Raw genomic sequence first — 21,028 nt, 5'->3', positions numbered from 1 at the left:
AGTGCCGTTCAAGGCACTGAATACGCTGGGTTCCAGCTTTCGCTGGAATGACGGGCAAAGGCTTATTCAGACCATCCTTAGGGCACGATCCCCAGCTCGCGCGCCCGGCGGATCGCCTCGGTGCGCCGCTTCGCACCCAGCTTCTCGAACAGCCGTGCCACATGCGTCTTGATCGTGTTCGGCGAAACGTGGAGGTGCGCGGCGATCTCCTTGTTGGAGTGGCCGGCGGCCAGTTCGTGCAACACCTCCAGCTCCCGCTCGCTCAAGCCCAGCGTCGCCTGCGCCTTCGGGTTGCCGTCGAAGGCGGTCGGCGCCGGCGCGGCGAACACCCGCACGCCCAGCACGATGCCCAGCACCAGGAAGGCGGCCGCGACCAGGAACAGGTAGACGTCACCCGAATGCATCCGCACCAGGCGCTGGTAGTCGAGCCACTGCAGGGCAAGCGTTCCCGCCGCCAGCAGCGCCCCGTAACCGACCACCCGCTTCCACATCCCCTGTCTCCGCTCGCCCCATACCGGCTCATCTTAGCGCTCGTCCGCGGGCACCAAGAAATGGTCGCTCGGTTCGATACCCGACCTGCGAAACAAGGCGTCACGGACAATGCAGGCGCGGCGACGGCCACCCACATGGTCCGTGACACCTTTCGAGTTCCGCACTTTCGACCGCCTTGGCAAAGTCAGCGACCGATGGTCGGCATCACGTCAGTGTCGCGGGTAGTACGCGGGCAACGGGAACTTGTCCGATTGGACACCAGCCAGGATGTCCTTCAACCCGGCTTGTTCCTCCGGCGCCTTCGACTTTTTCAGGAGGTCGTTGAGAATGGTGACGTAAGCCGTTTTCATGGCCGAACTGGCCGGTACGGCCACATCCGGCTTCACGCCCACATGTTCCCAGTTGGTCTGGGTGATCGGGTTGATGGCACGCGCCATGGGGATGAAGGCCATGAAGCCATGCCCGAGCGGAATCCAGCCGCCCGGATTGGCGGCACCCACGGTGGTTTCACCGACCAGCGTGGCGCGCTTCTGGGTTTGCAGGTCGTAGGCGCATTCCTCGGCGGCGGAGCCCGTAAACGGCGAGGTGAGCACGTAGATGGGGCCGTCGAAGCGCGGCATCGCGGACGGGATCGTCCAGAACTGGTGTGTGCTGTGGTCCGGGCGGTAGTAGACATCGTTGAGGTGCCGGGCATCGCCCTCCGCGAAAAAGTGACTGAGCAGATAGGCCACGCCGTCCGGTTCGCCGCCGTAGTTCTGCCGCAGGTCGAGCACCAGCGCCTTGGTTCCAGCAACTAGCGACATGGCCGCGTCGTAAGCGGCACCGACGATTTCCGGATGGCCAAAGCTCCGAAGGTCGATGTAGCTGACGTCGCCAGGCAGCAACTGCACACGGCTGATGCCATAGCTCTCGCGCGCCGAATCGGACCGCATCTGCGCGATCATTTGCGCGATTTCCCTGGCGTTCGCGTCTTTGTCATCCACGCCTTTGTCGTCCCCGCCCTTGTCATCGTTCTGCGGCGGCGGCGACAAGTCCGGGGCGAATTTGACGGCAAAATGCCTGTCGTTGCCGATGGTCCGCAAGTCCGTGGACAGCACCTTGGCAAATGCCGTCGTAGTGTTGGCATCGCGGTAGTCACCATGCGCCGCCTTGCTCGAGAGCGCGGCGGCTGTCCTGGCGGCGACGTCGGGGAAAACGTACTGGGACTTCAACTGCCGACCCAGGGCCGCGATGACCGCGGACTGCTCGGCAGCATTGACCGGTGTGCTTGATGGCGATGATGTCTGGGCGAACACAGCGGGACTGAAAACCAGAGTCAGCAGCGACAGAGGTAGTGCATAGCGTAAGTACATGAGTATCTCGTCGGGTGGCCACGAATGATGGCCGTTCGAACATTAGAGATACACGCAAGCTGGTCGCAGTTGCACCAGCGCACTTACAACCGGTGGGCTGCTGGAAGATTGAAGATCGAGGTCAGGTTCACTTTCTCACGGCAGTAAGTGAACCTAACCCCGATAGTCGACCCGATACCGTCGGATACATGCCCTTCCTTAGAGGTTGGCCTTTACAGGACATCATCGATGTTTGATGTCGTCGACTTCATAGCGCACGTAAGAGCCAATTCTTGGGTGCGCATTTCGGGGCAGGCGGTGACGGTATAGTGCACCTCTCTTGTGCAGTGGTACTGAGTTGGAGGCACGACGTATTTTTATGAAATTTGGGGTGAGGCGAATTGGAAGCAGTGGTTCATAGCTGTGTACGATTTGACTCATCGTGCCATCCGCATTCTTCGTCATCTTTGAAGACACAAGAGTGGTTCGACCTTGAGTTCGGCGTGCTCTGCTATCACGACAGAACGCTTCGAATTCTGCGCTCAGGTCGTCAATAAAATACAAGTTCTCGTACGCGTTCAGGGCTTGGAAGGTGTTGAAGCAACGGACGTCGCGTACGTCTTTTAAAGTGCTCGTGTGCCGCAGTCCTTGGTCACCTGTCACTCTGTAGGTGTCTGCGTCATAGAGCATCAGGAGATGCTTTGGGGATAGTGGAAAGAATGCCTGCAAGCCACGGCAATCCCATCCCAGAACTCCTCTGTACGTGATGCCCTCGCAGTACATGTTGTGGAAAACCACGGGGTCATCGCAGGTGATGAACTGTTCCGCCGTATCGTTGATGAGAAGATGCATCTGAAGGTCGGTGGCGACCAAGGCCATTTGCGGTAGCGTGTTAAAGATGATTTTGAGCGGTGGTGTCTGATCCTCCATCAGCTCTTTGATAAAACCTTCCGGCTCTTCTTCCGAGCCTTGCTCGACCTGCTCCCGTAGGAATTTATTCATGGTGTCGACAGACTTGATGGAGCGTGTTGTGCGGGCCTTCTGAAATATCAGGAATATGAGGAGGTCAAGCCATTCCTGTGTGTGAGGAGTGGGGAGAGCTTGCTCATCCATCACAGAACGGATGACGATTGAGGCCATCGTTTCCATGTCACCGAGCCTTTTCTCAAGTCCAGGCTCGAACGCGTGCAGTTTTCGACGATAACACTGTCCGCTGACACTGGCCTCTGTTACGAACCTGTCCCCTGAAAAGTTATAAAGCTTGATTTGTTTTTTGTTGGCCGAAAAATTTCTGAGATAGAACTGAGGTACGAAGTGATGATTCTTAGGCTCACTCATACTTTACCTGCGAGACTGCGTGAAAGGTTTTTGGCATTGAGCCTCATTCCACTTCTTTACGGAGAAAGGTCGAGAAAGGGGACGAAGTGAGCTGACCCAGTTAGTTCGCGCTAGTCACACGCGAACGTTGTTGCCCAGTGCGCGAAGTCCCTTGCTCGTGCGCATGTTCCTAGGGGGGAATTCGTCAGGACGCGCCCAGCCAACAATCTCTCCCAGACTGCTGAGGCCGATACCTTCGATTTTCCACTCTTCGGTTCGGTGTGCGCGCCACAGCCTTTCAGCCACCGGGCCCGGCCCCCAGATCACATACTCAAGCAATTCGCGAACCGATTTGCCCGAGGCCGACTTGCGCTGCCAGAGCGCATGGCAGTGAATATCCACCTTGTCGTCATGGACCATGGGAACCCCATCGCTCAGGGACTGCTTGCCCGCGTAGTCGCGGATGGCGTGAACACAGGAGGCTGCCTTGACCCACTGGCCTTCGGTCAACGTCAGCAAGCTCTCCCAAGAAAATGTCTCACGCACAGTCTTGGCCCAATCCGTCAGCATCGTAAATTCGTGCTGGTGATCGTATTTGCCCGACTTCCACCACTTCATGGCATCGACAAGCGCCTGGTCGGGACGACCGACGTTCCTCTTGTGGAACTCGTCCACGTGATAGTGAATGCCTTGCTTCACTTGCTGATAGTAGAACCCGTGCAGGAACTGGTCGGCCTGGGCGCCACCGGGAACATCCGCTGGGATCCAGTCAGGCCGAAACTCGTCCGAAGACACGCGCCGGGCAATCGTTCGCATCAATTCGAGGGTCGCGTTCCACTCGGCCTGAAACTCTTTGTAGTGCCGGTTGCCCGCGGGCTCGTTGGACTCCATGATCGGATTTGATCCTTTGGGAATCAGCCGTTTCGAGTCGAATTCGCGTTCACGAGCGAGCCTTCGTGTTTCGACGTCGCCATGCTTCTTCGCCCATTGCTCCTGTTCTTCGACAATCTCAAGGCTCAGTCGAGTCGAATGGTCGCTCAGATTTTCGAAGAAAGTTTCAAGCCGCTCGTCGAGCCCAAGATCGACCAGTTCTGATCGATCGAAGAACGTGCCGACTTCAAAATTGCGGTTCCATGCGCGATCAGTGAGATTGGCGGAGCCAATGTAGGCACCCTTATCGACCCACCAGATCACTTTGGCATGCAGGAAGTCCGGCACCAGATGGCACCGAAGGTCGAGGTTCGCGCGCTCAATAAACCATCGGAGAATCCGTGGATCCACGGGAACCGTCGAGTCGTACCGACCGTAGAAATCGAGCGCCTTGCTGTTCGTCATGCAGGACTTGAAGAAATCCAGCATGTCCCAGTCTGCATAGGCAATCGCGGCCCGAACCGCGGTGCATTCCTTTTCACAGTCGATCAAACAGTCCCGCAACCAGCCGCCGCCCAGCGGCCCCGTGATGAGTTTCATGTTGCTCCCTAGTTTCCCCTGAAACGCTCGCCGAGTATCCGGAATCCTCAGCGAGGTGTCCAACCACTCAGTCCTTCAGCGCTCCAAGGCGGTCGCCACGGGCCCACCGACGTCGCCACCCTCGATGATGATCGTAAGGATTGGTGCCCACGCCATCACTAGACGCGCGATAGACCATCATCGCGTAGCGGCCTGGATCCAGCGCAGCATTCGTCTCACACGGCTGAATGTGCATGTGGGCAGTCACCATCGCTACACACACGACATCTCACATTCGACCCAACTCGCCTTGCGGGAGCTGCTTCGGCTTCGTGCCCTCGAAGATTCAGCGCAAACCTCCGTCCCTCAAATCTCCAAACAATCAAACCGCCGATCCGCCTCCACCTCGGCGTCATAGTCCACATCCGCCCGATCAAACCCGAACAGCTGCAAAAATTCGTGCTTGTAGCCGGCGTAGTCGGTGATCTGCTTGAGGTTTTCGGTGGTGACGGTGGGCCAGAGGGTTTTGCAGGGGATCTGCACGTCGTCGCGCAGTTCCCAATCGTCCAGGCGCAGGCGGCCTTCGTCGTCGGTGGGCGCGGCTTTTCCATCGGCACGATAGAGGCGGTCGTGGAACAGGCGGTTGGCCTGTTCGATGGGGCCTTCGTGGATGCCTTTCTCCTTCATGATCTTGAAGGCGATGGACACGTACAGCGGAATCACCGGGATGGCGGCGCTGGCCTGGGTGACGACGGACTTCATCACGCCGACGTAGGCGTCGAGGCCGGGGTGGCGGCTGCGCAGTTGCTTGGCGGTGTTGTCCAGGTGCTGCTTGGCCTGGCCCAGGGTGCCGTGCCAGTACATCGGCCAGGTGATCTCGGTGCCGATGTAGCTGTAGGCGACGGTCTTGGCGTGTTCGGCCAGTACGCCGGCGGCGCTCAGCGCGTCGATCCACAGCGCCCAGTCCTCGCCGCCCATCACGGTGACGGTGTCCTTGATTTCCTGCTCGGTGGCCGGCTCGATGGTGGCCTCGATGACGGTGTCCTTGTTGGTGTCGACCGAGGTGTTGGTGAACGGCTGGCCGATGGTCTTGAGCGCCGAGCGCACCACTTCGCCGGTATCCGGCAGCTTGCGCACGGGCGAGGCCAGCGAATAGACCACCAGGTCGATCGGGCCGCCCATGTCGTTCTTGATGATCTCGATCGCGCGGGCGCGGGTTTCGTTGGCGAACGCGTCGCCGTTGATCGACTTGCTGTACAGGCCAGCCTGCTTGGCCGCCTTGTCGAACGCAGCGGAGTTGTACCAGCCGGCGGTGCCGTTCTTCTCCGCGCTGCTGGGCTTTTCGAAGAACACGCCGAGCGTGGCGGCGCCGTAGCCGAATGCGGCGGTGATGCGCGAGGCCAGGCCGTAGCCGGTGGAGGCGCCGATCACCAGCACGCGCTTGGGGCCGTTGCCCTTCGCATGGCCGGCAGCCTGGGTGACCTTGATCTGGTCGAGCACGTTGTGCTCGCAACCGACCGGATGGGCGGTGATGCAGATGAAACCGCGGACTTTGGGCTTGATGATCACTCGGGTGGCTCCTGCTGCTGTTCGGCAATTCGCCATATTAACCAAGGCGGGCGGCCATGCGCTGCCGTAGGGAGTATTGAATGACCCGATTTTTACTCGTCATTCCGGCGAAGGCCGGAATCGCACTTCGCCGCCGAGAAAGGCCGAAGGGATGGCCGGCTTCGTAGTTGAAGTGCGATCCCGGCCTTCGCCGGGATGACGACATGAGGAGGCGAGGTGCTTCGAGGGACCGTCTCCGACTGAAACCCACTCAGGTGCCGATCCCGTTTTGCGCCACGGTCCCCAACGCGGTAGCCAAGGCGCGCACTTGCTCGACATCACTGCGCAGCTCACCGCCTTCCATGTCGCCGAGCAGCGGTCGCCGATGACGCATGCCTGATGGCAACTGGCGCTTGGCGGACGCGTGGAATTCATGCGCACCGGTGGCGGCGGCGAGCGCAGCGATGTTCTGCGCGGTGACACCAGCGCCGGGCATCACCGCCAGACGTCCCGCGGCCTGCACTACGAGATCACGGATCAGCGCCGCGCCGTCCGGCGCACTGGCCTGCGTGCCCGAGGTCAGGATGCGTTCGCAGCCGAGCGCGACGATATCTTCCAGCGCCTGTGCGGGGTCACGGCTGAAGTCGAAGGCACGGTGGAAGGTCACGCCGAGTTTGCCGGCGACGGCGATCAACTCGCGGCAGCGGGCGCTGTCCACCCGGCCTTCCGCATCGAGCACGCCGAGCACCACGCCATCGCATCCCAGTGCCGCGCAGGTTTCGATGTCCCGTTGCATCACTTCGCATTCGAGGTCGCTGTAGAGAAAGTCGCCGGCGCGCGGGCGGATCAGCACGTACAGCGGGATATGCAAACGTTCGCGGGCCAGCGCGATCTGCGCATGCGAAGGCGTCAGCCCGCCGAGTTCGAGCGCGCAGCACAACTCGATGCGCCCCGCCCCGCCCGCCTGGGCGGCCAGCGCGGACGCAACCGAGTTGGCGGCGATCTCCAGTATCATGAATAGCTCGTCGTGTAGACGCTTGACGACGGGATCAAACCGTCCTGCTTCTTCGCATCGCACACGGCGTAGGAGAAGCCGTGCTGGATCGCGTACGCGCCGACCTCGCCTTCTCGGTTCATCGCCAGGAAGCCGACCTGCAGGGTCTTCGATGCCTCGGGGCGTTTTTTCACGATGCGCATCACCGCCTCCTTGCAGGCTTCCTGCGGCGAGCGGCCATGGCGCATCAGTTCCACCACCAGGAAGCTGCCGGCATTGCGGATCACTTCCTCGCCGACGCCGGTGGAGGTGGCGCCGCCGACCTCGCCATCGACGTACAGGCCGGCGCCGATGATCGGACTGTCGCCGACGCGGCCGTGCAGCTTCCACGCCATGCCGCTGGTGGTGCAGGCACCGGCCAGCTTGCCGTGCGCGTCCAGCGCGAGCATGCCGATGGTGTCGTGGTTGTTGGCACCGCCGGGCATGCCCATGCTCTTGTCAGCCGTGCGGCCGTAATCGCGCACTTCGCTGTTGATCGACGGCTGGTAGTGCGCCGTCTTCAGCCATTCGTGCCAGGCCTGCTCGGATTCCGGCGTCAGCAGGTGTTCCTTCTTGAAACCCTGTTCCAGCGCGAACTGCAGGGCGCCATCGCCGACCAGCAGGACATGCGGCGTGCGTTCCATCACCCGCCGCGCCACCGAGATCGGGTGGGCGATGTGCTCGATCGCGGCGACGGCACCGCAGTTGCCGTCGGCATCCATGATGCTGGCGTCGAGGGTGACATGGCCGTCGCGGTCCGGATAACCGGCCCGGCCGACGCTGTGGTTCTTCAGGTCGGCCTCGGGCACCCGCGCACCGGCCTCGACCGCATCCAGCGCATGGCCGCCCTTGCCGAGGATGGCCCATGCCGCCTGGTTCGCCGCCACGCCGAAATCCCAGGTCGAGATCACCCGCGCACCCGTTGCCGCCGGAATCCGCGACGCCTGCGTGGCTGACAGCTTGCCACCCCACGCCAGGGCCGATGCCGCGGTGCCCAGCAGGGAGGCCTTGAGAAAACGTCTGCGGTCAGTCATTGCCATCTCCATCGCCGAAAACAAAAAACCCCGCACAGGATGCGGGGTTTCACTTTGCATCACAACGTTATGATCAGGCTGATCAGGCGGCTTCGACTGCCGAAGCCTGAGCGCCCTTCGGCCCCTGGGTAATTTCAAACTTCACGCGCTGACCTTCCTGCAGGCTGCGAAAGCCCTTGCTGGTGATCGCCGAAAAATGGACGAATACGTCCGCACTGCCGTCCTCGGGTGCGATGAAACCGAAACCCTTGGCATCGTTAAACCATTTGACCGTACCGAAACTCATTGCGCGAACCTCTGGATCCATGGAATGGGTGCGCCGGGATCCCCATGCAGAACCACTACCCCCTTTGGCCCGCTATCCCGGCCAGAGGAAAGTACCAACATGTTCAGGTTCAACGCAATATGCGCCGGTCACACGTCGCCGGGCCCCGTGCTCAGCTTTCCAGCATCGCCGCGAGAATGCGTGGTACCTCGGCCGTGGCCGCCGCCAGGTGCGCAAAGATCTCGTCGATGCTGATCTCCGCCTCGTCGCCGCAGCCGGCGGCGAAATTGGCGACCAGGGCCAGACACGCGTATTCCAGCGCCAGTTCGCGCGCCAGTGCCGCCTCGGGCATGCCGGTCATGCCGACCAGGTCGCAGCCGTCGCGCTTCATCCGCGCGATCTCGGCGCGGGTTTCCAGCCGCGGTCCCTGTGTCGCGCCGTAGCAGCCGCTGCCGATCACCGCGATGTCCGCTGCACGCGCCGCTGCCAGCAATTGCCGCCGCAGCGACTCGGTATACGGTTCGCTGAAGTCGATGTGCTTCACCTCGGCGCCCTCGACGTCGCAGAAGCTGGTGTAGCGGCCGTGGGTGTAGTCGATCAGCTGGTCGGGCACGACGATCACCCGCGGCCCCATGTCGCCACGGATGCCGCCGACCGCGTTGACGCCGATCACCCGGCGCGCGCCGAGGCTGTGCAATGCCCACAGATTCGCGCGGTAGTTGACCCGATGCGGCGGCAAGGTATGACTTTCGCCATGACGCGCCAGGAAGGCCACCCGCTTGCCGGCAAAATCACCGATCACCACATCGCCCGAGGCGGGGCCGTAAGGCGTATCCACGCTGTGCCGTGTGGTGTTTTCCAGCCCCGGAAACTTGTACAGGCCGCTGCCGCCGATCACGGCAAGATCGATGGTGCTCATGCCGCACCCTCCTTCAGCGCATAGATACCCGGCAGGTTGCGACCCTGCTCGTGATAATCCATGCCGTAGCCGAACACGTAGCGATCCGGCAGCTCGACGCCGTTGAAATCGGAGGCGATGCCTTCCACGAGGCGGTCATGCCGCTTGGTGCACAGGCTGACGATCAGCACGCGTTTCGCGCCGCGCTTGTAGCAGTCGTCGCGTACGGCCTTGAGCGTGTGGCCTTCGTCGAGAATGTCGTCGACCAGCAGCACCACGCGGCCGGCCAACGGCACCAGTGGTTCACGCAGCCAATGCAGATCGCTGCCCGAGGTGGCGCCGCGATAGCGCGTCGCGTGCACGTAGTCGAATTCCAGATCGGTGCGTATCGCCAGCGCCAGCTGGCCGGCAAAGATCAGCGCGCCGTTCATCACGGTGAGGAAGACCGCACGCTCGCCGTCCAGCGCGGCGTCGATCTGGCGGCCCATGTCGGCGATCACGGTTTCCAGTTCGCCGCGCTCGTGCAGAAGATCCGACTGTTCCAGCGCATCGGCAAGCGAAGGTATTGGGGTGTTCATGCGGTTCCTTGATCGGCGTGCAACGCCATGATGCGTGCAACGAAGCGGTCGCGCTGCGGATTGTCGGTGAGGCTGGTCCAGCTGGCGCCGAGGGCGCCGCGCATGGCCGCCAGTGGCGGCGGTATCGTCCTGGTTGCTGGAACGTCGGGCATCGCGGCAATCGCCTCGTCCACCGCCTCGGGGAAGCAGGCCAGCACCAGGTCGCAGCCGGCAGCCAGATGTGCCTGCACGCGTGCGCCCACGCTGCCGGCGGCGCCCGCGGCGGCCATGCTGATGTCGTCGCTGATCACCGCGCCGGCGAAGCCCAGCTCGCCGCGCAGGATCTGTTCGATCCACACTGGCGAGTAACCGGCGGGCCGGCTGTCCACGGCCGGATAGGTCACGTGCGCCATCATCACCGCCTCGACCCGCGCCTCGATGCATTCGGCGAACGGCAGCAAGTCGTCGCGGCGGATCTCGTCAAGGCTCCGCGGGTCGATTGCCTGCGCCTTGTGCGTATCGGTGGCGACCGAACCATGTCCCGGGAAATGCTTGAGCACGGCCGCCATGCCACCCAGGTGCATGCCGCGCACATAGGCCTGCGCAAGCTCGGCGGTCACCGCCGGATCGGCGTGGAACGCGCGCAGGCCGATCGCCGCGTTGCCGCGCGCCAGATCCACCACCGGCGCAAAGCTGAAATCGACGCCGCTGGCGCGCAGCTCGCTGGCCATCACCCAGGCGTGCTCCTCGGCCAGCCGCACTGCCTCGCCGGGGTCGCGGTCGTGGACCGCGCCGATTGCCGCCAACGGCGGCAGGCGGGTGAAGCCGTCGCGGAAGCGCTGCACCGGCCCGCCTTCCTGGTCGACCGCGATCAGCAGCTCGTCGCCGCCGGCATCGCGGATCGATTCGCACAGCGCGATCAGTTGTTCGCGCGACTGGTAATTGCGTGAAAACAGCAGCACGCCGGCGACACCCGGCGCCGTCAGCCAGTGTTTTTCGTGTTCGGCCAGTTGCAGTCCGGCCACGCCGATCATCAACATGCGGCATCCTCGGCGGCGCGCTCGGCCGGCGACCATTGCCGGTACGGATGCGCGATCAGGTTGACGTTGTAGTAGCGCGTCAAGGTACTCACCTCGCGCCCCAGCCATGCAGGTCGCGGGAACGGTGCATCGACGGCTGACAATTCGACCTCGGCCACGATCAGCCCGCTGTTGTCGCCGAGAAACTCATCGACCTCGAACAACGTACCGTCGACCCGCACATGATGGCGGACCTTTTCCAGCACGCCATCGCACAGCGTGGCCAGCAGTACCCTCGCATCCGATACCGGTATCGCGTACTCGAACTCGGCCCGCTCGATGCCAACCGTAGCCGCCTTGATGTTCAGCCATGCCTGCTCACCCGCAAGCCGCGCGCGTACCGACGCGCGTGCGCTACCGTCGCGCAGCGCCTGTGCACTGACCAGGTAGCCTTGCGCGATCGGCTCGCTGCGCTCGATGTCTGCGCGCCAGCGTTCGTCGCGCAACAGGAATTTCCGTTCGATCTCGATACCCATCGTCGAATCAGGCCACGCCACGACGCGACCGGGGTTTGCGCGGTTTGTTCAAACTCACGGGCGAAGCTCCATGTCGATCCGATGCATTCCGGGACCCCAGCCATTCTCGGTAGTACGCATGGCGACCGCCCCGAACCGGGCAAAGAATGGCGCGGACTTGTGGCTGGCGGCGATGGCGATCAGGTCCAGCCCGGCATCCTGCGCCAGGCTGGCGACCCGTTCCATGATGGCCGAGCCGATGCCCACCCCATGTGATGATGGACTGAGCAGAATCCAGTTCAACCTGCGATCGTGTGAACCATGCCCGCTCAGCCCAAATGCGCCTACGACATGTGCATTGGCCACACACAACTCGTAGTTGGCGGGATCGGCATCCAGAAAGCTCTCATAGTCGGCGCGCTCGTTGGGAGCGAAAAATTCCGGGCAGTTGGCATCGAAGATGCCGAGACAGGCTTGCTTGTCAGTGTGGGAGTACGGCCTGAAAGTCACATTTGTCGCCATGGTGTTTCCCGATGCGGATGGGCGGGCCGGATGCGCGATGCTACCGCCGATCAATCGCGCTCGAACAGCGCGATGGATTCGACATGCGAGGTATGCGGAAACATGTCCATCACTCCCGCCGACTTCAGCTTGAAACCATGCTGATTCACCAGGATGCCGGCATCGCGCGCCAGCGAGGCCGGATGGCAGGACACGTAGACGATGCACCGGGTCTGCCTGTGCGGCAGGTATTCCAGCACCTTGTCGGCGCCGGCGCGCGGCGGATCGAGCAACAGCTTGTCCCACGGCTGGCGCGCCCAGTCGGCGCTGCGCTGATCCTCGAACAGGTTCGCCACATGGAAGCGCGCGTTGTCGATGCTGTTGCGTGCGGCATTCTGTGCGGCACGCTCGACCAGCCCATGCTCGCCCTCCACGCCCACGACCTCGGCGACCCGGCGCGCGATGGGCAGGGTGAAATTGCCCAGGCCACAGAACAGGTCGAGCACGCGGTCGGTCGGCTGCAGATCGAGCAGCTCCAGCGTGCGCGCCATCATGCGCTGGTTCATGTCGGCATTGACCTGCACGAAATCGAGCGGCAGGAACTCCAGCTCGACATCGTCGACCTGCGCATCGCCGCTGGCAATGCGGAAGGCCAGCCGCGGCTGTTCCGGCCACAGCGGGTGCACGCTGCTGTTGCCGCCTGGCTGCAGATAGATCGCCAGCCCGTGCTGCTGGCCAAATGCGGTCAACGCGGCAAGGTCGCGTTCGCTCAGCGGCTGCATGTGGCGAAACACCAGGGCCATGATGTCGTCGCCGGCGGCAAACTCGATCTGCGGAATGTCGTTGGCCGCGTCCATGCCGTTGAGCAGCTCGGCGAGCAGGCCGACCTTCGGACCCAGTGCGGGATGCATCACTTCGCACTGCTGGATGTCGGCCACGAAGCGCGGGTTTTCCTCTTCGCGAAAGCCCACTAGCACGCGGCCCTTCTTCAGCACGTTGCGTACCGACAGACGACCCTTGCGCCGGTAGCCCCAGGGTTCGCCGGTGAGTGGTGGCAGCCACGACTGCGGCGTCACCTTGCCGATGCGTTCGAAGTTCTCGGCCAGCACGCGCTGCTTGGTGGCGATCTGCGATTCGGCGTCCAGATGCTGCAGCGAGCAGCCGCTGCACTGGCCGAAGTGGCGGCAGCGCGGCTCCACCCGGTGCGGCGAACGGGTGATCAGTTCGACGACTTCCGCCTCGTCGAAGTGGCGATGGCGCTTGCGCAGCTTGGCCAGCACCTGTTCGCCCAGCAGCGCGCCGCTGACGAACACCGTCTTGCCGTCGATGCGGGCCACGCCGCGACCGTCATGGCCGAGGTCGGTGATGACCGCTTCAAAAGGTGCCGAGGGAACCGAGTTGGATCGTGACATGAGGCATGAACAGATGAGGCCGCGCGGGCTGGCCGCCGATTATCACAGATCGGCCCGAGTGACGCCCATCGGAGCGTTACGGCTTATTTCCTCTGCCAGACACCGGCAGCGTTCTGGTAATACCAGCCGGCACGCGCCTTCTCGATCCAGCCCTTGGCAAAGGTGGCGCGGATCTGCGCTTCCCACTCCGGATGGTTGTTGGCATTGGCGATTTCACGATACAGCGCGGCGCGGTCCCGGTTCTCGTCCGCGACCGTGGCATTGGCCTGCGCGCGCTGGTTCAACGGCACCTTCGCAGCGTCGCGCATGGCCACCATGCCGTCGTTGGTGAAGCCGACTGCGCCACTGTCCAGCAACGCACCCAAGGCTCCCTGGAAGCGCGCATGCGTGCGCTCGCGGATCGCCTCGGTGGTGCTGGTCTGGATGCGGATGTTCGGCGTATCGGCAGCGTAGGCCGCCGGGATCAGCAGATCGAGCAGCATCGCCGACGGCGGGTGGTCGTTACTGTCTGCTGTCGGCTTCTGCGACTTCGGTGCCGGGGTCACCGTCTGTCCGGCGTCATCCAGCACATTGCCGATGAACTGGTCGGCCGCCTTCTGCGCCGCCGCTTCCGGGAAATACACATTGATGGTGACGCAGCCGACCAGTGCCACGGCCAGCGAGGTCAGGATGACGTAGACGAGCTTGCGCATGGCGGACTCCGGGAATGAAAGAGATGGAGAGAACAGGCAGCACGCCCGTCAGCGAACTTCCGGTGCCGTGCCGTTGATGGCTTCGCGGAGTCGCCGCACCAGAGTCGGCCAGTCGACCTGCGTCTGATGGCCGATCACCTGCAGATGCGGCAGGCCACTCCCCTCGACGATAGTGTAGCCGTCACCAGCAGCTCCCAACCCGCCCATCTGGCAAACCGTGCCCTGCAGGCTGCAGTTGAGGCCGATGCGGCTGTAGCCGAAGGTCTTGAACAATTTCAGCATGGCACCCTGCAGACCGGCGGCCATACCGCCGCCGCCGACGGTGGTGAGATTGTTCACTGCACGCTGGCTGATCCGCCCGCCGCCGTCCGCGAGCAGGCTTGCCTTGAACGCCACCGGATTCCAGTTGACCAGACGCAGGTCGTCGATCGTCCCATGCATCCGGCCGGTGATGCTGCCGAAATCGAACACGCTGGTGATCGCACCCAGGTCCAGCTGGCTCAAGGCGATGTCGCCACTCAGCACCGGGCTCGCCCCGAACGGTTGCTGCAGCGAAAGCTGGGTGATGTCGACGAAGCCGCCGAACAGGGTTGCGGACAGGCCACCCTGCAGCTCAAAGCGATCATCGACCCAGCGCAGCGACGGAATCGCACCGCCGAGCGTGCCGGGGAAGGCCGGCCATCCCATCGCACGGCTGAAAGCGGCCATGTCGACGCCGGTCAGCACCAGCGAGGTTTCCAGCCGCTGTCCTTTCGCTGCCGCCGGGCGCCAATCCAGTTCACCCACCCGCAGGCGGCCTTTCAGCACCGGCACCTCCAGCGGCTGGCGCAGGCTGAGCGCGCCGCCGCGGCTTTGCCATTGCGATTGCGCCGCGCCGTTGGCTATCCGGTAGAACTGCAGCCCACGCCAGCCCAGCGTGGTCGCCGGCCTCTCGCCCTGCGCTGCCCAGTCCAGTCCGCCGCGCAGGTCATCGATGGCCAGGCTGCCATTCGCATCAGCCAGGTTCAGGCCATCCGTATCGAACGCAAAGCTGTGCAGGCCATCGGCATGCAGATCCACGCTAGCGCTCAACTGGCCGATGATGTTCATGTTGCGCAGGCCCAGCGTGTTCAGCCACGCCTGGCCGTAGCGCTGGTAGGCGGCCGGGAAGCTGGCATGCAGATGATCGAGTCTGAGCGTCTTCAGCCCACCCTTCGCATCGAAGGCCAGCGCACCGTCGAGCTGCAATGCGTCGGCATCGCTCACCCGCAACCGGGGCACTTCAAATGCGCCTCCCTGTGCATTGGCGTGCAAGCCGAGCTGGACCGCGTGTTCCGGCAATTTCGCGTAGAGCGGGCCAAGCAGCAACTCGCCCCCGTGCAGGCTGGCATCCAGGTCGATCGATGCCGGACCATTGCTCGTGTCGAGACTGAACCGGCCATTGCCGCTCACGCCCTGCCCTGCCAGCGTACCGGTCGGCGTATCGAAGCCGATGCCATTGAGCGTGAACTGCCCTGACGACTGCAGGCCCACATCGCGCATGTCCAGTGCCAGCTCCGCATCGAGCTTGCCGCCGGTGGGACGACCCTTCCATACCGTGCCGAGCAGGCCCTGCAGCCAGCCGGATGGAAGATTCTTCAGACTGATCTGGGCATGGCTGAGCTGATCAAGTGGCAATGCGGTATTGGCCTGGGTCGAGCCCTGCAGGATGTCGACCAGCAAGGTGTTCGCCGACTCGCTCAGCTGGATGTTCACGTGCGCATCGCTGAGTGCACCGCCCGGCGCACCAGCAAGACGGACCTTGCCGTCGAAGATCCAGCGCATGCGTTCGTCACGCTGCAGGCTGCCGTCGAGCATCAGACCCAGTCGTTGCCAACCCATGGCCGGCACGTCCGCCATCGCCGCACTCAACTGCAGGTGCATGCCGCCCACGGCGTCTTCGCCGATCCGGGCGGTCACCTGCTGCAGATGGGCGCCTGGCACGCTGATCGCCTTGGCCGTCAGCAGCACATCCGCCCGTGCAGGCGCGGCCCAGCCGATTCCCAGCAGCAGGCAGCAGCACAGCAAAAGATGGCTTGATGTGGAACGCATGTCAGGCCATTCTGCCAAATAACGCTGAACGACACGGATTTCGTCATGCCCAGCCATTCAGATATGCCTTCCATCGAAGCTACCGGCAGCATCCACCCGAGGGTGTTGGTGGCGGATGACGACCCGGCTAGTTGCCGTTTCCTGTGCGATGGATTGCGCTCGCTGGGCGCGCAGACACAGGCCTGCCGCGATGGTGCAACAGCACTGGCGTTCGCCCGTTCCGAGGCTTTCGACCTGCTGCTGCTGGATTGCCGCATGCCGGGAGCCGGTGCGCTGGAGGTCCTTACCGGGTTGCGCGCAGATCCGCAGGCCGGTTCGGCAGAATGCACCGCCGTGGCCACCACGGCCGAACTGGCACCGCGTGACCGCCAGTCGCTGCTCGCCGCCGGCTTCAGCGAGATCCTGCTCAAACCCTGCGGACTGGCCGATCTGCAGCGGTTGCTGGCGCTGGTCCGGGCCGAGCCTTCCGATGCGGGCGTACTCGATGACCAGGCTGCCCTGAACAGCACGGGCGACGCCACCATCATGCATGCGCTGCGGTCGCTGTTGCGCGAAGAACTGATCCTGCTCGAGCGGGAACTGGAGCCGCTGAGCCAGGATCCGGTGGCCTTCGGCGAACGTCTGCACCGGCTACGTTCGTCCTGCGGATTCTGCGGTGCTGCCGCGCTGTCGGCCCGGACCGCCTTGTTGCAGCAGCAGCTATCGCAACACGAGGTGCCCCCGGTTGCCCTGATCCGTTTCCGCAGGACGCTGCTGGCGACCCTGCACGCGCTGGATCACTGACCGCCGGTTTCGGCGGCCCTAGTTCAGCGGCGCGAGACCGCCATGGCCAGTACCCGCCAGGCACGCAGTTCGCCACCACCCAGGTGGAAACGGATCACTTCGCGCATCAGATCGCGCAGTCTTTTCAGACCCGGGCCGTCGGGCGACCGGTCCTGCGCCAGCGCCAGCAGATCGCTGCCGCGCAAGACCTGCGCGTGGCTGGCGGCACAGCGCACGGCACCCTGCTCGACCTGATAGCGATAATACGCATCCGGTGCCAGCGGCTCGCCGGTGTCCGACTCGTATTGCAACTGCAGGCCGTAGCCGATCGCTTCCAGCAGATCGCGCTCGAAGCGACGCAGGCTCCACGCCAGCGGTTCGTCGCAAGCCAGTCGTGCGAGTGTCTGTGCATAGGCGTCGAACAGCAGCGGGAACGGATCCTGCCGTTCGGTCAGGCGCACCACCAGTTCGTTGAGATAGAGTCCGGCCAGACCGGCGTCACCGGGCAGACGCAACGAGGTTCCGACTGTTTCGACTGCGGTCAGCGTGGCCATTTCGCCACGCAGCAGCAGGTCCAGCGCCAGTGGCTGAAACGGTTCGAGCTGCGCGCGCCGCAGGCGTGCCCGCTCACCGCGCACGCCGCGTGCCACTACGCCCAACCGGCCATGTTCCCTGGTCAGGCACTCCAGCAACAGCGACGTCTCGCGGTAGGGTCGCGCGTGCAGGACGTAGCTTGGTTGCTGTTCGAGGCGCATGAAAAATCAGGAGTGAGGAATGAGAAGCGAGGAGCGGGAGAAAAGCTGCGACGGTGATGCTTCCTGTACCGCAACCGCTCTTCCTGCTTCGTCTCTTGCATCTCACTCCTCAGCTCTCACTTCCCGCTCCTAATCGGTATAGCCGAACTTCTTCAGCATGTTCTCGTCGTCGACCCAGCCCTCGCGCACCTTGACCCACAGTTTCAGGAACACCTTGCGTTCGAACATGCGCTCCATGTGGCGCCGGGCACTCATGCCGATCGCCTTGAGCTGGGCACCGCCGTTGCCGATCACGATCGCCTTCTGGCCGTCGCGTTCGACCCAGATGATCGCGTGGATTTCGGCAATGCCATCGGGCCGGTCGCTGAACTGCTCGATTTCCACCGTGGTGGCATACGGCAGTTCCTGGTCGAGTCGCAGCATCAGCTGCTCGCGCACCATCTCGGCGGCAAGAAAACGCTCGCTGCGGTCGGTGATCTCGTCGTCAGCGTAGACCGGCGGCTGCACCGGCAGTCGCTTCAGGATCGCCTGCTCCAGTTCCTTCAGGCCCTGCTGCTTGAGTGCGCTGACGTAATGGATCTCATCGTAGCTGTGCTTCGCGACCAGCTCGGCGACGAACGGCAGCATCACCGTCTTGTCCTTGCTCAGGTCGACCTTGTTGATGACCAGAAACCGCGGCGACGACTGTTCGACCAGCGCGGCGTACAGCGCCTCGTCCTCGTCGGTGAAGCGGCCGGCCTCGATCACCTGCACCGCCAGGTCGACATCGCTGATCGCCGAGCGTGCAGCGCGGTTCAGGCTGCGGTTCATCGCCCGCTTGGCACCGCGATGCAGCCCCGGCGTGTCCACGTACATGATCTGCCCGGCCTCGCTGTTGGCGATGCCGAGGATGCGGTGACGGGTGGTCTGCGGACGCGGGCTGACGATCGACAGGCGAAAGCCGATCAACGCATTCAGCAGGGTCGACTTGCCCACGTTGGGACGCCCGGCCAGCGCGACCAGGCCGCAGCGGAAATCCTCGTGCGGCAGGCTGCCGGCAGTATCTTCGGCGGAATCCGTTTCGTGGTTCATGACAGGGCGTACTCGGCAAGTCGGAGGGCAAGTGTAGTGCTTCGCCGGAAGCAGCATGGCACCGGCGACTGGTTCGTGTGCATGTGCGGCGCGGCAGATCGCCCCGACCATGTCGCAGTTGCGCACCGGCAAAGCGAAGCAATCAGGGTTTGCGGTGCTGCTCCAGCAACTGGTTCAGCACGATCTCGGCGGCATCCTGTTCGGCGGCGCGCCGGCTGACGCCACGGGCTTCTGCGCTGACTGGCAGCGGTTCGACGATCATGCAGCTGACATCGAACGTCTTGGCATGATCTTCGCCATGGCTGGCGATCAACTGATAATCCGGCAACGGCCAGCCACCGGCCTGCAACCATTCCTGCAGGCGGGTCTTGGCGTCCTTGGAGGATCGTCGCAGTGCGGTGATCTGCTGGCCGAACAATCCCCGAAGCACATCGCGGCAGGCGTCGAAACCACCATCGAGGTATACCGCCGCCACCAGCGCCTCGAACGCGTCGGCAAGGATCGAGTCGCGCCGGAAACCGCCACTCTTCAACTCACCAGGGCCAAGCTTCAGGCCATCGCCCAGATCCAGTTCACGTGCCAGCACCGCCAGCGCCTGACCATTGACCAGTTGGGCACGCAGCCGTGACAGCTCGCCCTCACTGGCCTTGGGGTGCTCCTCGTACAGCATCTCGGCGATGACCGCACCGAGCAGCGCGTCACCGAGAAACTCCAGCCGCTCGTTGTTCGGCTTGCCGATGCTGCGGTGGGTAAGTGCCAGCTGCGCCAGCGCCGGGTCGCGAAAACGGTAAGGCAGATTCAAGGATTACTGACCCACATTGCCCTGCAGCGCCACGCTCTTCTCGAAGTGCAGCAGGAAGGAGATGTTGTACATGAACGGGATCTGCTTGTCGTACTCCACGTGCAGCTGGTTGGCATCGCCATTGCTGTGCAGGATGGTGATGTCCGCCGGCTTGACGGTGGCGTCGTCGACGTACTGAAAGCCCATCTTGAACATCAGCTCACGGCGGATGTCGTCCAGCGTCTTGCCCGTGGTGCCTTCGGTGGCGATCTGGTTCATGGACTTGACCACGCCCATGTACTCGGAATATGACGGCAACAATTTCATCGCCATGAAGGCGAAAAAGCCCACGACGGCCATGACGATCAGAAACCCGATCAGGGTGATGCCCGACTGCCTCGATTTCATAGTCCCCTCGCTATGCCGACTGTGCGGCGTGCCCATCTGTATGGATCTGCTCTGCCGAGTTCCCGCTGGATCGATCCGGCGTGCCGATTATGCCAGCGGATTCTCGCACTGTTGTCCGACCCGTGTACGGGGTTTTCGACCCCGTCACGCTTTGTCGCTACGGGTGGGCTCAGTGAATCACCGTGCCGATCCGCGAGAAATCCACGCCGCCGGTACCCCAGCCCTTCCAGCTCATCCAGATCAGGAACGCCTTGCCGGCCAGATTCTGCTCCGGCATGCAGCCCCACCAGCGGCTATCGAGGCTGTCGTTGCGGTTGTCGCCCATCACCAGATAGCAGCCCGGCGGCACCTTCGACGGTACCCGGTCGCCGGGGATCGAATTCGGCGTGTTGTAGGCCGGCATCCGCGCGATGGTGTGGTTGACCATGCTGCCATCCGGACGCGGCAAATGCTCGTTCCAGACCGTGGCTCCCATGTTCAGCATGATCTGGTCCACGCTGCGCTGCGGATTGCCCAGGTACGGGCCAATCTCGTCCGCGGTCACTGGCCGGCCGTTGACCACCAGGTCGGCACCGTGCACCTCGACCGTGTCGCCAGGCAGGCCGATCACCCGCTTGATCCAGTTCTGCTGCGGCACTGGCGCATGCGGATCGGCGCAACTCATGTCGCCGCTGCGCACAAGGGCACCGTTGTCCTCGCACAGATAGCCTGGAAAGCGGAACACCACCACATCGCCACGTTTCGGCTCGCCCAGACTCATGAACTTGTTGTTGAATGCCGGCATGCGCAGGCCGTAGGCGAACTTGTTGACCAGGATGAAGTCGCCCACGTCCAGCGTCGGCATCATCGAGCCGGACGGAATCCGGAACGGCTCGGCCACGAACGAACGCAACAAGAGCACCACCAGTACCACCGGGAAAAGCGAGCGTGCCCAGTCCACCGGCATCGGGTCGCTGTACTCCCTGCCCCCTGCATCCAGTCGCGCCTTGCGCTTGCGGAACAGAAACAGGCGATCCAGGCCCCACACCACGCCGAACAGCACGGTGAGGCCAAGCAGAATCGCCGAAAAATCGAATTCCATACCTTAACTCCAGATTGCCTGACGGATCATCACTGAT

Annotated in this window: 22 protein-coding genes; 1 reads left to right on the top strand and 21 read right to left on the bottom strand. The window is 63.3% G+C overall.

What is annotated here, in order from left to right; all coding sequences use genetic code 11:
* Window positions 1–77 precede the first annotated feature (77 nt).
* From ACYVKM_RS08055 to ACYVKM_RS07980, 16 genes are all read right to left on the bottom strand, one after another.
* Entirely contained in the window at window positions 78–491 is a 414-nt protein-coding gene (locus ACYVKM_RS08055; RefSeq protein ID WP_460877080.1) for a response regulator transcription factor, read from the bottom strand.
* Window positions 492–701: 210 nt separating this feature from the next.
* Complete coding sequence (locus ACYVKM_RS08050) at window positions 702–1,844, bottom strand: S41 family peptidase (protein WP_460877079.1); 1,143 nt, start codon at window positions 1,842–1,844, stop codon at window positions 702–704.
* Window positions 1,845–2,066: 222 nt separating this feature from the next.
* Window positions 2,067–3,161, bottom strand: a complete 1,095-nt coding sequence (locus tag ACYVKM_RS08045; protein WP_460877078.1) for a DUF4238 domain-containing protein — start codon at window positions 3,159–3,161, stop codon at window positions 2,067–2,069.
* A gap of 114 nt (window positions 3,162–3,275) precedes the next feature.
* Window positions 3,276–4,610, bottom strand: a complete 1,335-nt coding sequence (locus tag ACYVKM_RS08040; RefSeq protein WP_460877077.1) for a phospholipase D-like domain-containing protein — start codon at window positions 4,608–4,610, stop codon at window positions 3,276–3,278.
* A 345-nt stretch (window positions 4,611–4,955) separates the two neighbouring features.
* Window positions 4,956–6,158, bottom strand: a complete 1,203-nt coding sequence (gene fabV / locus ACYVKM_RS08035) for an enoyl-ACP reductase FabV (protein WP_460877076.1) — start codon at window positions 6,156–6,158, stop codon at window positions 4,956–4,958.
* A 250-nt stretch (window positions 6,159–6,408) separates the two neighbouring features.
* Window positions 6,409–7,152, bottom strand: a complete 744-nt coding sequence (locus tag ACYVKM_RS08030) for a copper homeostasis protein CutC (RefSeq protein WP_460877075.1) — start codon at window positions 7,150–7,152, stop codon at window positions 6,409–6,411.
* Window positions 7,149–8,204, bottom strand: coding sequence for a N(4)-(beta-N-acetylglucosaminyl)-L-asparaginase (locus ACYVKM_RS08025; protein WP_460877074.1), 1,056 nt, complete (start codon window positions 8,202–8,204; stop codon window positions 7,149–7,151). Before ACYVKM_RS08025 ends, ACYVKM_RS08030 begins: the two co-directional genes overlap by 4 nt.
* Before the next feature lie 82 nt (window positions 8,205–8,286).
* Window positions 8,287–8,490 (bottom strand): cold-shock protein, encoded by a 204-nt coding sequence (locus tag ACYVKM_RS08020; RefSeq protein WP_077440322.1) that lies wholly within the window; start codon window positions 8,488–8,490, stop codon window positions 8,287–8,289.
* A gap of 151 nt (window positions 8,491–8,641) precedes the next feature.
* Window positions 8,642–9,388: an S-methyl-5'-thioinosine phosphorylase gene (locus ACYVKM_RS08015; protein ID WP_460877073.1), complete on the bottom strand. Its 747-nt coding sequence runs from the start codon at window positions 9,386–9,388 to the stop codon at window positions 8,642–8,644.
* Window positions 9,385–9,945: a hypoxanthine-guanine phosphoribosyltransferase gene (locus tag ACYVKM_RS08010; protein WP_460877072.1), complete on the bottom strand. Its 561-nt coding sequence runs from the start codon at window positions 9,943–9,945 to the stop codon at window positions 9,385–9,387. The genes ACYVKM_RS08015 and ACYVKM_RS08010 overlap by 4 nt, the downstream gene beginning before the upstream one ends.
* Window positions 9,942–10,964 (bottom strand): beta-N-acetylhexosaminidase, encoded by a 1,023-nt coding sequence (gene nagZ / locus ACYVKM_RS08005; protein WP_460877071.1) that lies wholly within the window; start codon window positions 10,962–10,964, stop codon window positions 9,942–9,944. The genes ACYVKM_RS08010 and nagZ overlap by 4 nt, the downstream gene beginning before the upstream one ends.
* A complete protein-coding gene (locus ACYVKM_RS08000) occupies window positions 10,958–11,479 on the bottom strand; it encodes a CYTH domain-containing protein (protein WP_460877070.1) in 522 nt (173 codons plus the stop codon). The genes nagZ and ACYVKM_RS08000 overlap by 7 nt, the downstream gene beginning before the upstream one ends.
* A gap of 54 nt (window positions 11,480–11,533) precedes the next feature.
* Window positions 11,534–12,034 (bottom strand): GNAT family N-acetyltransferase, encoded by a 501-nt coding sequence (locus ACYVKM_RS07995; RefSeq protein WP_460877069.1) that lies wholly within the window; start codon window positions 12,032–12,034, stop codon window positions 11,534–11,536.
* The gene (gene rlmD / locus ACYVKM_RS07990; RefSeq protein WP_460877068.1) at window positions 12,031–13,371 is read right to left on the bottom strand and encodes a 23S rRNA (uracil(1939)-C(5))-methyltransferase RlmD; all 1,341 of its coding nucleotides are present in this window, start codon (window positions 13,369–13,371) and stop codon (window positions 12,031–12,033) included. The genes ACYVKM_RS07995 and rlmD overlap by 4 nt, the downstream gene beginning before the upstream one ends.
* 83 nt (window positions 13,372–13,454) lie before the next feature.
* Window positions 13,455–14,063 (bottom strand): YdbL family probable chaperone protein, encoded by a 609-nt coding sequence (locus tag ACYVKM_RS07985; RefSeq protein ID WP_460877067.1) that lies wholly within the window; start codon window positions 14,061–14,063, stop codon window positions 13,455–13,457.
* A 48-nt stretch (window positions 14,064–14,111) separates the two neighbouring features.
* A complete protein-coding gene (locus ACYVKM_RS07980) occupies window positions 14,112–16,133 on the bottom strand; it encodes a translocation/assembly module TamB domain-containing protein (protein WP_460877066.1) in 2,022 nt (673 codons plus the stop codon).
* Window positions 16,134–16,178: 45 nt separating this feature from the next.
* On the opposite strand from ACYVKM_RS07980, the gene ACYVKM_RS07975 reads away from it, so the two are divergent.
* The gene (locus tag ACYVKM_RS07975) at window positions 16,179–16,916 is read left to right on the top strand and encodes a response regulator (RefSeq protein ID WP_460877065.1); all 738 of its coding nucleotides are present in this window, start codon (window positions 16,179–16,181) and stop codon (window positions 16,914–16,916) included.
* A 23-nt stretch (window positions 16,917–16,939) separates the two neighbouring features.
* Here the strand turns inward: ACYVKM_RS07975 and recO are convergent, their stop codons facing one another.
* The 5 genes from recO to lepB all read right to left on the bottom strand — a co-directional run bounded on the left by recO (window position 16,940) and on the right by lepB (window position 20,991).
* On the bottom strand, window positions 16,940–17,650 hold the full coding sequence (gene recO / locus ACYVKM_RS07970) for a DNA repair protein RecO (protein WP_460877064.1): 711 nt from the start codon (window positions 17,648–17,650) through the stop codon (window positions 16,940–16,942).
* Window positions 17,651–17,779: 129 nt separating this feature from the next.
* Complete coding sequence (gene era / locus ACYVKM_RS07965; RefSeq protein WP_460877063.1) at window positions 17,780–18,721, bottom strand: GTPase Era; 942 nt, start codon at window positions 18,719–18,721, stop codon at window positions 17,780–17,782.
* Window positions 18,722–18,863: 142 nt separating this feature from the next.
* Window positions 18,864–19,523: a ribonuclease III gene (rnc, locus tag ACYVKM_RS07960; RefSeq protein ID WP_460877062.1), complete on the bottom strand. Its 660-nt coding sequence runs from the start codon at window positions 19,521–19,523 to the stop codon at window positions 18,864–18,866.
* Between the two features lie 3 nt (window positions 19,524–19,526).
* A complete protein-coding gene (locus ACYVKM_RS07955; protein ID WP_460877061.1) occupies window positions 19,527–19,910 on the bottom strand; it encodes a DUF4845 domain-containing protein in 384 nt (127 codons plus the stop codon).
* Between the two features lie 169 nt (window positions 19,911–20,079).
* The gene (gene lepB / locus ACYVKM_RS07950; RefSeq protein ID WP_460877060.1) at window positions 20,080–20,991 is read right to left on the bottom strand and encodes a signal peptidase I; all 912 of its coding nucleotides are present in this window, start codon (window positions 20,989–20,991) and stop codon (window positions 20,080–20,082) included.
* Window positions 20,992–21,028 lie beyond the last annotated feature (37 nt).

The sequence above is a fragment of the Rhodanobacter koreensis genome (assembly GCF_054782855.1).
Note: the sequence above shows the minus strand (reverse complement) of the source record. Positions and strands in the feature narration are given on the sequence as shown.

Coding starts and splice junctions, on each gene's coding strand:
- ACYVKM_RS08055 (WP_460877080.1), bottom strand. CDS start 491: ATGTGGAAGCGGGTGGTCGGTTACGGGGCGCTGCTGGCGGCGGGAACG.
- ACYVKM_RS08050 (WP_460877079.1), bottom strand. CDS start 1,844: ATGTACTTACGCTATGCACTACCTCTGTCGCTGCTGACTCTGGTTTTC.
- ACYVKM_RS08045 (WP_460877078.1), bottom strand. CDS start 3,161: ATGAGTGAGCCTAAGAATCATCACTTCGTACCTCAGTTCTATCTCAGA.
- ACYVKM_RS08040 (WP_460877077.1), bottom strand. CDS start 4,610: ATGAAACTCATCACGGGGCCGCTGGGCGGCGGCTGGTTGCGGGACTGT.
- ACYVKM_RS08030 (WP_460877075.1), bottom strand. CDS start 7,152: ATGATACTGGAGATCGCCGCCAACTCGGTTGCGTCCGCGCTGGCCGCC.
- ACYVKM_RS08025 (WP_460877074.1), bottom strand. CDS start 8,204: ATGACTGACCGCAGACGTTTTCTCAAGGCCTCCCTGCTGGGCACCGCG.
- ACYVKM_RS08020 (WP_077440322.1), bottom strand. CDS start 8,490: ATGAGTTTCGGTACGGTCAAATGGTTTAACGATGCCAAGGGTTTCGGT.
- ACYVKM_RS08015 (WP_460877073.1), bottom strand. CDS start 9,388: ATGAGCACCATCGATCTTGCCGTGATCGGCGGCAGCGGCCTGTACAAG.
- ACYVKM_RS08010 (WP_460877072.1), bottom strand. CDS start 9,945: ATGAACACCCCAATACCTTCGCTTGCCGATGCGCTGGAACAGTCGGAT.
- nagZ (WP_460877071.1), bottom strand. CDS start 10,964: ATGTTGATGATCGGCGTGGCCGGACTGCAACTGGCCGAACACGAAAAA.
- ACYVKM_RS08000 (WP_460877070.1), bottom strand. CDS start 11,479: ATGGGTATCGAGATCGAACGGAAATTCCTGTTGCGCGACGAACGCTGG.
- rlmD (WP_460877068.1), bottom strand. CDS start 13,371: ATGTCACGATCCAACTCGGTTCCCTCGGCACCTTTTGAAGCGGTCATC.
- ACYVKM_RS07985 (WP_460877067.1), bottom strand. CDS start 14,063: ATGCGCAAGCTCGTCTACGTCATCCTGACCTCGCTGGCCGTGGCACTG.
- ACYVKM_RS07980 (WP_460877066.1), bottom strand. CDS start 16,133: ATGCGTTCCACATCAAGCCATCTTTTGCTGTGCTGCTGCCTGCTGCTG.
- ACYVKM_RS07975 (WP_460877065.1), top strand. CDS start 16,179: ATGCCCAGCCATTCAGATATGCCTTCCATCGAAGCTACCGGCAGCATC.
- recO (WP_460877064.1), bottom strand. CDS start 17,650: ATGCGCCTCGAACAGCAACCAAGCTACGTCCTGCACGCGCGACCCTAC.
- era (WP_460877063.1), bottom strand. CDS start 18,721: ATGAACCACGAAACGGATTCCGCCGAAGATACTGCCGGCAGCCTGCCG.
- ACYVKM_RS07955 (WP_460877061.1), bottom strand. CDS start 19,910: ATGAAATCGAGGCAGTCGGGCATCACCCTGATCGGGTTTCTGATCGTC.
- lepB (WP_460877060.1), bottom strand. CDS start 20,991: ATGGAATTCGATTTTTCGGCGATTCTGCTTGGCCTCACCGTGCTGTTC.